The following is an 11501-nucleotide window of genomic DNA, read 5'->3' on the forward strand; positions in this document are numbered from 1 at the left end:
ACTTTCAAACAAAGCGTGGATGATGGAATGAGAGTGTGGGTAGATAATAATTTAATTCATGATACTTGGAATGGTCGCAATGCTGTTGATTACAGTCGTGTTGTTGCAATGACCCCTGGACAACACACTGTTAAAGTTGAGTATAAGGAGTGGACAGATAGTGCTTTAGCTAAGGTGAGTTGGGAGAAGGGTAATCCAGATATTGACATTCGACTCGATTTTATTGGAAACTTCACTCAGTCACAAAAGAACCTTATTGAACGAGCTGCCCAAAACTGGGAGAATATCATTACAAAAGATATGGTTCCTAGCGGCGTTCTCAATGTTGCGGTTACGGACGGCTCAACTCACTTTAATGGCTCTAGCTGGGGTCCTGAATGGGCAATTACAGATTTCCCATATCCAATTGGGACACGCCCTACTCCTAATCAGCGTTATAACCTTCGGGAGCGTTTTGATAATACGCGAGGCATTGACTACGATACTGAGATGCAATTCAAAAGTAGTTCACTTGCAGATGTTGAGAGACGTGGTTTGTTAGTAAGGCTTGCCATGCACGAACTCGGTCATGCCCTCTATCTTGATGAAGCTCAATATGATGGAACCCTCGGCTTAGACAGCTTGATGGATCGTGATGGAATAGACTCAAAAATAACTGAAGGTATGTACCGAGAACTAGAAAGAATGGGGTATGGTGTTAACCGGAACCCAAGCATCAACTGGAGTTAATACCTTTTGGCTTGAATGGGTTAGGCGATCGCCCTTTTTTCCCAAAGTGCGATCGCCCTTTTCCCCAAATAACCAAAAGTGCGATCGCCCTTATTTTCCCAAAGTGCGATCTACCTTATTTTCCCAAATAACCAAAAGGGCGATCGCCCTTATTTTCCCAAAGCGCGATCGTCCGTCTCTTGTCCCAAATCCATCCTTCGCTGCTACTTTAGCTTGCGTAAGTCAGGCAAGTCGGCATCTATGAGGACTCGTCAAAGCTCGATCGCCCTTTCCTTCCCAAAGTGCGATCGCTCTTTCATCAATCAATAAAAACTTCTGAGTTGGAACTACAACTCTAAACGTGATAAGCAGTAATAGCAACTATTCCATCAGCACTGTAAATGGCTTCGATGCGTCTAAAAGTAGAATGAGTCCACCATACTTTCAGGCGATTTCCTTGAGCCGGAGCTGTACCAATTTTACCGTAGCCTGCTGTCAATAGAAGTAACTCAAATTCTGTAGAAGGCAAAGTTTTGGCAGTAATTTGAATGATGCCGTCAAGCTTATGCTTATCAAGGGTCATAGCTACCTTGGTAAGTGCTATAGATACGGTAGCCAGGGAATACTAAAGCAATGCCAATGGGACTGTGAATAGTCCCCGGATAGCTTTCTTCGGGCTCGCTACCCCCAATCCGAATTTTGAGCGCACCCAGCCAAATGTAAAGCCCTGGAATTAAAGTATCTAAACTGTAGGCGATCGCCCGCATTTGAAGATCCGGGGGATTAATCGGTTTTAAATACTGTGGCTTTTCAGGTTGAGAAATGGACATGGCACTGATTCCTGTGCGGTATGGTGGAGAAGCGGTCTTGTTGAGAACATTTTAACATAACCTAAGTTTCACTTGCAAATTGTCAAGCTTAATTAATCTTATTTTACTTTAACTTGCGTAAGTCAGTTTGTCGGCATTTATGAAGACTACTCAAAGCTCGATCGCCCTTTTTTCCCAAAGTGCGATCGGCCTATAATTTCAGCATGGCAACCACTGTCAAATTCAACAGAGCGATCGGTATAATTAAAAAAACAACATCAAATACAGTCAATTAATGCCATGATTGCTAATTTGCCCATCAAGCTGCCTCACTTACCCAACAGCTTGCCCAGCGAAGGTTCTGTCCGCATTGAGTTAGTCAACGGACTCTTAATATTTAGCGCTTCTATTCAAACCCAGGAACGAATTCAAACTTTAACAGCTCAACAACAAGCATCAAATCTCACTCCCGAAGAACAAACAGAATTGGATGGATATCGAGAATTCATTAGCTATCTAAATTTGGTAAATGAAACCATAAAAAATACTTTTCTATATCCTTTGCGAGGCACTGTCATTGGCTATAATGAGCCGTTTGAACCTGCGGTTTCATTGGAAGATTGGGAAGTGTTACAATGATTGTACTAGATACTCATATATGGGTTTGGTGGGTTGACGATAACACACGACTGACTCAGAAACATCGGGACTGGATACAACAATATCAATCTCAAGGTTTAGGAATCAGCATCATTTCTTGTTGGGAGGTTGCTAAATTAGTAGAAATGGGAAGACTTACTTTGTCCGTTACAGTTGATGAGTGGTTAAAACAAGCTTTGGCTTATCCCGGAGTGCAGCTACTCGAACTCACCATTCCCGTCATTGTCGAGTCAACTAAACTCACAGGTTTTCACCGCGATCCAGCATATCAAATCATTGTGGCAACTGCGAGGATTTGCGGGTGTCCCTTACTAACTGCTGATGCAAAAATTCTAGCATATCCTGATGTACAGACTCTTCAGTGACCGGTAAAAAATGCCTTCGCCCCGGCCGCAAACCCTGGTTTCGCTGCTACTTTCAGTGAGGGAAAATACATGAAAATTCGAGAATCTCAAGGTAATAACGTCTGGAACCATTCTCAGGGTTGGTGCTGCGAACCTCTTGACCCCATACCGCCCGGTCATATTGCCCTAGCCGTTGAAGCGATAAATATTAATCTTGTAGACTGGGATATCGAAGAAATTGGCGAAAAAGCAGGTTTTGATATTCAGTACAAATACACGGGAGTCAATGACCCGAAAGATTCATCTTTAGCTTGCGTAAGTCAGTTTGTGGGTATCTATGAAGACTTCTCAAAGCTCGATCGGCCTCTCGAAGCTTTGATTGTGGCCGGCATCCCTTGTCATCTATTTAATAGGACTTACCCATGAGGCCCAGAAACCGGGTTTTTTATCAAAATACTTCGTTATAAGTAGTCAGACAGAATTAATTACACAAATACATAGTAGAATGATATTTCCGGCAAAATTATGAGTTAATTACAGTTTCCTATGATGTTTATCAGAGAAATAAACCATCTTTCGTCTAAATTGTTACAGCGAATTTATCGCCAAAGCCGACATCATCAGGTACGTCAACGAGCACATTGCCTCATATTAGCTTCGCAAGGAGTAAAAAAAGGAGAGTTAATGAATATTTTCAGCATAAGTTATAAGACCCTCTATAACTGGTTCAATCGGTGGGAATTAGAGGGAATGATAGGACTTTATAATAAACCAGGAAGAGGTTCTAAGCCACTATTTAACTCTTCGCAGAAAGCCCAAATTAAAGAGTGGGCTAAACAAGAACCAAGGCAATTAAAAAATGTTAGCCAAAAAGTTCAAGAGACCTGGGGCATAACTCCCAGTACAAAAACAATTAAAAGAATACTAAAAACTCTAAACATGAGTTGGCATCGTATGCGAAAAGGAGTGGCGGGAACGCCTCCAGCCCAGGAATATCAAGAGAAAAAGGCGCAATTAGAAGAATTAAAGCAATTGGATGAACAGGGTAAAATTGATTTATATTACTTGGATGAAACGGGATTTTGTTTGATTCCTTGTGTCCCCTATGGCTGGCAGGAAATCGGAGAATATTTAACAATTCCTAGTCGTCGTAGTCAGCGAATAAATGTACTAGGAATTATGAATCGAAATAACCATCTTGAAACTTATATTTCATATCAAAGTATTAATTCAGATGTGGTTATTGCCTGTATTGATGCTTTTTTTCCCACCGTAGATAAGCCAACGGTGATTGTCACTGATCAAGCTTCTATTCATACCAGTGATGCTATTGTTGACAAACTTGAAGAGTGGAAACAACGTAATATTACTCTCTTTGAGTTGCCTTCTTACTCTCCAGAATTAAATTTAATTGAAATTTTATGGCGGTTTATTAAGTATGAATGGATTGAGATATCTGCTTACAAGAATTGGGGTACTTTTGTTACCTCTGTGGAAAAAATCCTGAAAGAATTTGGAGAAAACTATGTAATTAATTTTGTCTAGCTACTTATAGCAATCCTAAATGATTCAGATAAATTTGTAGGGGTAGTGCCCCCGTGCCTACCCCCTATCTATAGGGCAACCACGGGGGGATTGCCCCTACAATAATTATGAGAATGATTTAGGATTGCTATAGCCTGCAGATTCAGTAAAAAACCCGGTTTCTTTAGTCGGAGTGCATCAGTCCTGTCTGATAATGTCTTGAGTGTAGCGCAATTGTTCTTTTTCCTAAAGTACGCGCGTGCGTAGCTATCCCGTAGGGAATCGCCCTTTTTTCTCAAAGTGCGATCGCTAATCTTTCACTAGACGCTCAATTTACACATATAAAAGCTGATTGGCGATTTCATCAGCCGTTAACGTATTTAACAGAATAGCAACCCGTTGGACAATTTCATAGGCGTTCTTTTGAGGAGTCACAATAATCCCAGAATGTTCCCGTCCTTCTGTCATATATTCTAGGTGTAATCGCTCAAAATCCACGCGATCATGAGTCAGCAAACATCGATCTACAGATGCAGCATAAGCCAATTGTTGGGTATCAAATTGACTCAACATTCCCTGTTCGCTCGTTGTCGTCACATCAAAACCCCTAGCCCGAAGCAAAGTAGCTACCTGCCTAGAAACATCTTCATCTGTATGAATAGTTGCAAATAGTTTCACGGTTTTTTCATGGCAGCTTTTACAGCAGGATGAATCAATTCTTCAGGAATTCGATTCCGCTCAATATAAGTATTTATTTCTTCTTGGTTATCCAAATAAAAGCTCAGTGCGTCAAAAATTTGAGCTAATTTCAGATGAGGTAAGTGCATCGGGATTTCTTCAGGAGTGATACCCAAACGCCACAACTCCACGATCGCACGAACGGAAGTTCTCGTTCCTGCGATAATTGGTTCCCCTTGCAAGATTTCAGGGTGACGTGCGACATAACGCGAAGCAGATTGTGTAGTCATGATAAATTAACCGGACACATCGATCTTGATTATAACTTACCCTAAAACTCGGTTTTGTTGATGACACTTTAACATCACCTAATTTTCATTATCGTAGTCAATAGTACCAAACAATTCCATTACTTTTAGTTGTTTGCGACGTTGAATGTACTCGCGTAAAGCTGCTTCGATTAATGTAGTAGGTGTTGGATGGTTACTCAAATCAAGGGCTTCTTGAAGGAGAGTTTGGTCAATTTCGAGCGTAGTTACCATATATTTTCTTCGTGCAAGTAGGGTATCACGTAATTGCCACCGAACAATGCTGTAATTTTAGTGTAGCACTGAAACTCTATCAATGAGCGATCGCTTTCTGCATTGAGTTCGCGGGAGAATGAAAAGCCTGTTTAGCTTGCGTAAGTCAGGCAAGTCTTTATGAGGACTCGTCAAAGCTCGATCGCGATTTGGAAGTTTTGATTGCAGCCGGCATCCTACGTCATTTATTTAAAATACTGACTGACAACGATGACATCGATTTGAAGCCTGTAACGCAATACCTCAAAGCAGTCTAATAATGTCTTGGGCGTAGCGCAATTGTTGCTTTTTTAAAGTACGATCGTCCTTTTTGCCCGAAAGTGCGATCGGCTTACAATGATGTCAAATATATTCAATCCTCCCGATCATTTCTTCATGCGCCTACACTTCATAAATTAAAATCAAACTACGGATAATCTCGCCCACAGAACGAGAATTAGGAGGACAATAGACAATCCCCGGATAATCTGTGGTATCGCTTGCCATAATTAAAAAATCGTCATCGTGAGTTACTATCACGCGCTGCTGTTCCCGAATAAATGCCAGGTGTGACTCATCGCTTTTAGTACGCAATCCTGCATCAACTGTTGTTGTAACATCTATCCCGTAACGACGCAAACCGCGCGCAATGTTAGAGTCAATATGTTCGTCTAAATGAAAACGAATTTGCTCACTCACCTCTAATTGCCCTCAATTTTTCTTGTAACGGAGATGGTGGACTATTGCGCTTTAATTCTTCGACAATAGCTCGACTTTCAGCCGTGCGACGATCAATTTCTTCTCGATGATCGTAATAGTAGGTCATTGCAGCATGAACTGAGGCAAGTGGTAAGTCATACTTGCCGGCGATTTCTTCTACAGAAATTCCCATTTTCAGATACATTTCGGCGATGTGTGCTACAGCAATTCGATGGCCCGCAATGCGTGGCTTACCACCAAGTACGCCAGGTGTAATTTCGATATGTTCTGTGATGACTGATTCCTTAGACATCTTAGTTAAAGGCTCTTAATCAGTAATGTTTAACCTCTTTCATATTAACACCAACAAATTCAGCGCGCTCGCCTTTTCCTCTTTCTCATCGATCGGTTCTGCGATCGCCCCTCTCTTATCCCCAATCTCCAATGGCGATCGCCATCCCTAAGTTAAAATATAACTTATCAGATTCAGAAAGGACAAGTTATGCCCGTAAACTGGAGAGAACATATCGTTAGTACCCCCGACGTACTGCGAGGTAAACCAAGAATCAAAGCCACTAGAATTCCCGTTACTCTGATTTTAGGTTATTTAGCATCAAATAATACTGTCGAACAAATTATCGACGAGTTTCCCGATCTACTCAAAGAACAGATAGATGCTTGTCTTGATTATGCTCGCGATTTGTCAGATTTTGAAAAAGTGCGATCGCTCTTATTTAAAGAATGTTAATATCGAAGCCTGGATAGTGTGTACAGACTGCAAGGCGTTGAGTTTGAATGGGACACACACAAATTCCAGATTAACCTAGAAAAGCATGGCGTTAGCTTTGAAGAAGCCGCAGAAGTTTTCTTCGATCCATTCTATCAGGAGGGAGATGCAACGGCTAATGACGAACAGCGTAACTTTATCCTGGGTTACTCCCGCACTCAACGCCTATTACTGGTTGTTTATGTAGAACGCAGCTTGCGAATACGCATCATTTCTTCCCGTCCTGCTACCCGCACTGAAAGGAAATTATATGAACAATTCTGAAGAAGAAATAAAATTGCAATTGCGACCTCGTACAGCGGAAAGAGTCTCGCTAAACATTCCAATAGATACTTTAGCATCACTTCAGAAAATAGCGGCTAATCGAGATATGTCTGTAGAAGCATTGCTTAAGTTTTATATAGGGCAAGGCTTACGGGAAGACTTAGCTAAAGTCTTTTCAGAACGCTTGCTGGACAAAACTGCTCAAGTTTTGGCTAGACACCTGGAGTCAGCCGAAGAAATATCAACTATTATTCGAGAAATTCAAGCTGAAACTGCACGTTAAATGACAATAAGGTTCAGTTAAAACTATTTATTCCTCGGAGATCCCCCTAAATCCCCCTTAAGAAGGGGGACTTTGAATAAGTTCTTGTCCCACCCCCTACTCCCCTTCGTAGGGGCGGTGCTACCCCTACTCCCCGTGCCCGCCCTAGGCTAGGAGGGATCGAGCTTAACTGAACCGTATTGCGTTAAATGATGGCGCGATTTAAGTACCAAACTAAAAGGCGATCGCCCTTTCCTTCCAAAAGTGCGATCGCCCTTATCTAACTTCTCTTCTCCTCACATTACTAAGCAACTGCAAGTTCATATTGCAGAACTAAAATTTCATCAGCTTTCAACATAGCCATAGCATATTCACTTCCTTGACTATCAGCAAACTCCACTAAATACTGACATTCCTTTTCCGTATCATACACTTCAATAATAGTTCCCACAAGTCCAACTGGCAAACTAGAAATAGATGCGTATTCGGGTTCCACTAGCGCTAATCGCGTATTTGAAATCGGCTTGAGAATCGCAACAGAATCCAAAACTCTAAAGTGTTTGATCATAGTTTAACAAAAGCTGAAATCCAACAACGGTTAGAATTAGTTGAAGTAATTCCCCAGAAGTACCTTCTCAAGGTTTTTAGGGGCAGGTTTAGTTAGGATATACGCAATCGCAGCGAGTTTACCCATTTCACGCACCCGCCCCACGCTAGGATATAGGCCTTACTTAGGCCTTAAGTTCGCGCTGCTAAACTCAGAAGCCACAATCATCGACCCAATCCCCGCATCCGTAAATATTTCTTGCAGCAAAGCGTGAGGAATTCGACCGTCAATAATGTGAGCACCCTTCACACCCTGAGCCAAACTCCGCACACAACAATTAACTTTCGGAATCATCCCCCCAGACACGACTCCCGACTCAACCAACTGTCTAGCTTCCTGAATATCTAACTTAGCAATCAGACTATCCGGCTTGTGATAATCCTCCAAAATTCCCGCCGTATCAGTCATCAAAATCAACTTTTCTGCTCCCAAACCAGCCGCAATTTCCCCAGCCACTGTGTCAGCATTAATGTTGTAAGATTGACCGTTTTCATCGGCTGCCACGCTCGACACCACCGGAATATAACCGCTGTTCACCAAAGACTCCAAAATCTGGATTTTCACGCCGCTGACTTCACCCACAAACCCAATTCCTTCCCGGCCATCTGGACGAGCTTGAATCAGATTGGCATCCTTGCCGCACAATCCCACTGCTTTGCCGCCAGCTTGGTTGATTAACGAAACAATTTCCTTATTTACTTTACCCACCAAAACCATTTCTACAACTTCCATCGTCGCCGCATCAGTCACTCTCAAACCATCCTTAAATTGCGGCTCAATTCCCAATTTTTCGAGCCAAATATTAATTTCCGGGCCGCCGCCGTGAACCACAACCGGACGCATCCCCACGCAAGCTAGCAGCACAATATCCCGAACCACCTTGTCTTTGAGATTGCTATCTTTCATCGCCGCACCGCCATATTTGACCACAATGGTGCGACCGGCAAAGTGTTGAATGTAAGGCAGTGCTTCGGACAGCACCTCTACTCGATTAGTGTCCGAATTCCTAACAAAATCGCTTTGTTTGAGCATGGGTAAATTACAGAAGAGTAAAAACTTAATTCTAAACTTTAATGGCTAAAGCACATATCAACAGCCACAAAAATCACTTTTTCCCTTGAATTTATCCACGGGCAGGCTCGATCGCCCTTATTGAACCCCATGCTCAAAAAAATCATAGGTTTTTTTTATAAAAACATTAAAATTTATGTATTATAACTTATAGATTTTTTGCTACAGTCAAGAAATGTATAACTCCCTAGATTTACTTAACGTTTTATGTTAACTGCAGTCGCCCAAGACTCCGAAAACCTTCAGTACAAGCTATCATCAGAGGCTGATCCCTCCCCCCGGATGACGGTATTTTGCGATTTAGACGGGCCCATAGTCGATGTGTCCGATCGCTACTATGCCACATATCAACAGGGATTGGCCGATACTCAAGCAGCTTATCTCGATCGGGGAATCAACCTCAACCTTCAAATCCTCAGCAAACAGCAGTTTTGGCAGATGAAGCAAAACCGAGTGCCCGATGCTGAAATAGCCAAAAGTTCCGGCTTGTCGGGAGAAGAAATTAACGCTTTTCTAGGATGCGTGAGTCGGATTGTCAATCAGCCAGACTTGTTGCACTTAGATCGCATCCAGCCGGGAGTGCAATGGGCGATCGGACTTCTGCACTCCCGCGGCGTGCGGCTGATTTTAGTCACCCTGCGGCCGAGAAATCAAGCCGTTCAACTGTTACAAAATTACGGTTTAGCCAGACTGTTTACCAGCATTCGCGGCAGTCAGATGGCGGATGCCGCCTATCACAACTATACAGCCTTAAAAACTGAATTGTTGGCTGAAGTTGCAGAAGAATTTGAGTCATCGCTGGGTTCGGCTTGGATGATCGGAGATACAGAAGCAGACATCCTCGCAGGAAAAGCATTAGGAATACCTACAATTGCCGTTACCTGCGGAATTCGCAGCCGCTATCAACTGCAAAAGCACCAGCCTAATTTCATTCTCAGCGACTTGATTATTGCCGTTCATCACTTATTAGGTTCTGGCCAACAAGTAATAGTAGAATGACAATATTCCCGCTCACAACAATTAAAGGTTTTGACAAAATCTTGACAGTTACAGGTAAAGTAATATATGATTCTCTCAAATGTGTTGATGCTCATCTACACACCTAGCCCAAACCTTGAAAACCCCATAATTCCGTTGAGGTGTGTAGATGCAATATGTAGTAAGCTTTTCAGGGTGCAAAATTGATATTTTTGAGACGAGAAACCTCGATAGCGTCCCTTGCCTGTGTCCCCTTGGGACGAGGGCGTAGCGGAACGTCATAGACCAATAAGACCGTCCGGCGTTGCTGATTAACGGTATGAACCAACTTTTTGCTTAAAGTTACAAAACCCACCCTACTTGGCTTGTGGCAATTCCGAACTCTTCAATTCATACCTGTATTAAGCAACGCCCACTTTTTAAGTAAGTACATACATTGTCTCTAAGTCAAATTTTGGCAACACAGCAAAAATGAAGGAAATATTCAACAGTCTTTTGTATCCATTTCAAATACCATTTCTGGCATCATCTCGAATTTATTGGTTGTATGTGCTTTCAAGTGTTTTACTGGCGACAATACTATATATATTTGGTTCAGCAAATCGGGACAAACAGAAAAATTTACTAGAATACCTTTTACCTAAAGAAGTTTATTTACATCCCTCATCTATTACTCAATACAAATATTTTTTTTGTATTTCCTTGTTCGAGATATTTTTCGTAGTGCCAACAACACTATTTGTAGCAAATGTTGCCGATATAACTTGCCAAATTTTGATCCAAATTACGGGCATCACCACACCTTTTGTCGTCACGATTCCCCAATTATGGCAGCATATCATATTCAGCATTTTTTTAGCATTATTAGGTGACTTTGCTAATTTTTTCTACCATTATCTGGCTCATAAAATTCCTATTTTGTGGGAATTCCATAAAGTACATCATTCAGCCGAAGTCATCACACCATTGACGGTATATCGCATTCATCCATTCGAGCTGTTTTTAGGTACAATAACGATTGTTACAATCACTAATTTCGGAGCGGGCATCTGGATGTACTTATTTGGGAACGCGATGAAAGAGCTATTAGTTTATGGAGTCAGCTTTGAGATTTTTATCTTTTATTTAGCAGGATATAACTTGCGTCATTCTCATATCTGGTTAGCTTATCCTCAGTGGCTCAGTCATATTTTCATCAGTCCAGCACAACACCAAATTCATCATAGTGTAGACCCCAAACATTATGATAAAAACTTTAGTTATATTTTCGCATTTTGGGACTTGATGTTTTGCAGTTTATACGTGCCAAGCAACTATGAAAAATTGAGCTTTGGTTTAGCCAATGGAGAATCAAATTTGTTTAATAGTGTCACCAATATATTTTTACAGCCTTTGAGAGCAATTAGGCAGGGAATCAGCAAAAAGTCAGTCTGATGTAAATGCCTTTTAACTCACTGTTGATATTTTCCCATCTGGCATTTACTTAATTGAGAACAGCTATAGGTGGTTAAGTATAATAGTAATGGATTCGCGCTACTAAAAAATAGTTA

20 protein-coding genes are annotated in these 11501 nt (G+C 41.7%); 11 read left to right on the forward strand and 9 right to left on the reverse strand.

Annotated features, from left to right (window positions below; all coding sequences use genetic code 11):
- Both QT990_RS24495 and QT990_RS24500 read left to right on the forward strand, forming a co-directional pair.
- Positions 1-729, forward strand: a 729-nt coding sequence (locus tag QT990_RS24495) for a PA14 domain-containing protein (protein WP_333465857.1), incomplete at its 5' end; no start/stop codon positions are given.
- Positions 692-973, forward strand: a complete 282-nt coding sequence (locus tag QT990_RS24500; RefSeq protein WP_333465858.1) for a hypothetical protein — start codon at positions 692-694, stop codon at positions 971-973. The genes QT990_RS24495 and QT990_RS24500, both read left to right, overlap by 38 nt.
- 90 nt (positions 974-1063) lie before the next feature.
- On the opposite strand, the gene QT990_RS24505 is transcribed toward QT990_RS24500, so the two are convergent.
- Complete coding sequence (locus tag QT990_RS24505) at positions 1064-1291, reverse strand: hypothetical protein (RefSeq protein ID WP_333144411.1); 228 nt, start codon at positions 1289-1291, stop codon at positions 1064-1066.
- The gene (locus QT990_RS24510) at positions 1281-1538 is read right to left on the reverse strand and encodes a hypothetical protein (protein ID WP_333144410.1); all 258 of its coding nucleotides are present in this window, start codon (positions 1536-1538) and stop codon (positions 1281-1283) included. Before QT990_RS24510 ends, QT990_RS24505 begins: the two co-directional genes overlap by 11 nt.
- A gap of 279 nt (positions 1539-1817) precedes the next feature.
- Between QT990_RS24510 and QT990_RS24515 the strand changes: the two genes are divergently transcribed.
- The 4 genes from QT990_RS24515 to QT990_RS24530 all read left to right on the forward strand — a co-directional run bounded on the left by QT990_RS24515 (position 1818) and on the right by QT990_RS24530 (position 4066).
- Positions 1818-2156, forward strand: a complete 339-nt coding sequence (locus QT990_RS24515) for a hypothetical protein (protein ID WP_333465859.1) — start codon at positions 1818-1820, stop codon at positions 2154-2156.
- A complete protein-coding gene (locus QT990_RS24520; RefSeq protein WP_333465860.1) occupies positions 2153-2542 on the forward strand; it encodes a type II toxin-antitoxin system VapC family toxin in 390 nt (129 codons plus the stop codon). Before QT990_RS24515 ends, QT990_RS24520 begins: the two co-directional genes overlap by 4 nt.
- 69 nt (positions 2543-2611) lie before the next feature.
- Positions 2612-2947 carry a hypothetical protein gene (locus QT990_RS24525; protein ID WP_333465861.1) on the forward strand — a complete coding sequence of 112 codons (336 nt, stop codon included), beginning with the start codon at positions 2612-2614 and terminating at the stop codon, positions 2945-2947.
- A gap of 120 nt (positions 2948-3067) precedes the next feature.
- Positions 3068-4066 (forward strand): IS630 family transposase, encoded by a 999-nt coding sequence (locus QT990_RS24530; RefSeq protein WP_333143162.1) that lies wholly within the window; start codon positions 3068-3070, stop codon positions 4064-4066.
- 312 nt (positions 4067-4378) lie between these two features.
- On the opposite strand, the gene QT990_RS24535 is transcribed toward QT990_RS24530, so the two are convergent.
- The 5 genes from QT990_RS24535 to QT990_RS24555 form a co-directional block, all read right to left on the reverse strand.
- The gene (locus QT990_RS24535) at positions 4379-4723 is read right to left on the reverse strand and encodes a DUF5615 family PIN-like protein (protein WP_333465862.1); all 345 of its coding nucleotides are present in this window, start codon (positions 4721-4723) and stop codon (positions 4379-4381) included.
- On the reverse strand, positions 4720-5013 hold the full coding sequence (locus tag QT990_RS24540; RefSeq protein ID WP_096828231.1) for a DUF433 domain-containing protein: 294 nt from the start codon (positions 5011-5013) through the stop codon (positions 4720-4722). Before QT990_RS24540 ends, QT990_RS24535 begins: the two co-directional genes overlap by 4 nt.
- A 78-nt stretch (positions 5014-5091) precedes the next feature.
- The gene (locus tag QT990_RS24545) at positions 5092-5265 is read right to left on the reverse strand and encodes a type II toxin-antitoxin system VapB family antitoxin (RefSeq protein ID WP_333465863.1); all 174 of its coding nucleotides are present in this window, start codon (positions 5263-5265) and stop codon (positions 5092-5094) included.
- A gap of 420 nt (positions 5266-5685) precedes the next feature.
- Positions 5686-5982 carry a DUF5615 family PIN-like protein gene (locus QT990_RS24550; RefSeq protein WP_333308815.1) on the reverse strand — a complete coding sequence of 99 codons (297 nt, stop codon included), beginning with the start codon at positions 5980-5982 and terminating at the stop codon, positions 5686-5688.
- Positions 5975-6295, reverse strand: a complete 321-nt coding sequence (locus QT990_RS24555; RefSeq protein WP_333106278.1) for a DUF433 domain-containing protein — start codon at positions 6293-6295, stop codon at positions 5975-5977. Before QT990_RS24555 ends, QT990_RS24550 begins: the two co-directional genes overlap by 8 nt.
- Positions 6296-6484: 189 nt before the next feature.
- Between QT990_RS24555 and QT990_RS24560 the strand changes: the two genes are divergently transcribed.
- The 3 genes from QT990_RS24560 to QT990_RS24570 are packed head-to-tail and all read left to right on the forward strand — an operon-like array spanning position 6485 to position 7316.
- Positions 6485-6730, forward strand: coding sequence for a DUF433 domain-containing protein (locus QT990_RS24560; RefSeq protein ID WP_333465864.1), 246 nt, complete (start codon positions 6485-6487; stop codon positions 6728-6730).
- Between the two features lie 18 nt (positions 6731-6748).
- On the forward strand, positions 6749-7033 hold the full coding sequence (locus QT990_RS24565) for a BrnT family toxin (RefSeq protein ID WP_333144404.1): 285 nt from the start codon (positions 6749-6751) through the stop codon (positions 7031-7033).
- On the forward strand, positions 7020-7316 hold the full coding sequence (locus QT990_RS24570) for a hypothetical protein (RefSeq protein ID WP_333144403.1): 297 nt from the start codon (positions 7020-7022) through the stop codon (positions 7314-7316). The genes QT990_RS24565 and QT990_RS24570 overlap by 14 nt, the downstream gene beginning before the upstream one ends.
- A gap of 283 nt (positions 7317-7599) precedes the next feature.
- Here the strand turns inward: QT990_RS24570 and QT990_RS24575 are convergent, their stop codons facing one another.
- Positions 7600-7863, reverse strand: a complete 264-nt coding sequence (locus QT990_RS24575; RefSeq protein WP_333158127.1) for a DUF4926 domain-containing protein — start codon at positions 7861-7863, stop codon at positions 7600-7602.
- A gap of 159 nt (positions 7864-8022) precedes the next feature.
- A complete protein-coding gene (gene argB / locus QT990_RS24580) occupies positions 8023-8934 on the reverse strand; it encodes an acetylglutamate kinase (protein WP_333313639.1) in 912 nt (303 codons plus the stop codon).
- Between the two features lie 246 nt (positions 8935-9180).
- Here argB and QT990_RS24585 point away from each other — a divergent pair, with 246 nt between their 5' ends.
- Entirely contained in the window at positions 9181-9972 is a 792-nt protein-coding gene (locus QT990_RS24585; protein ID WP_333144400.1) for an HAD family hydrolase, read from the forward strand.
- A gap of 450 nt (positions 9973-10422) precedes the next feature.
- Positions 10423-11385 carry a sterol desaturase family protein gene (locus tag QT990_RS24590; protein ID WP_333144399.1) on the forward strand — a complete coding sequence of 321 codons (963 nt, stop codon included), beginning with the start codon at positions 10423-10425 and terminating at the stop codon, positions 11383-11385.
- The last annotated feature ends 116 nt before the right edge of the window (positions 11386-11501 follow it).

The organism is Microcoleus sp. T3_B1, from assembly GCF_036700445.1.
Classification (GTDB): Bacteria; Cyanobacteriota; Cyanobacteriia; order Cyanobacteriales; family Microcoleaceae; genus Microcoleus.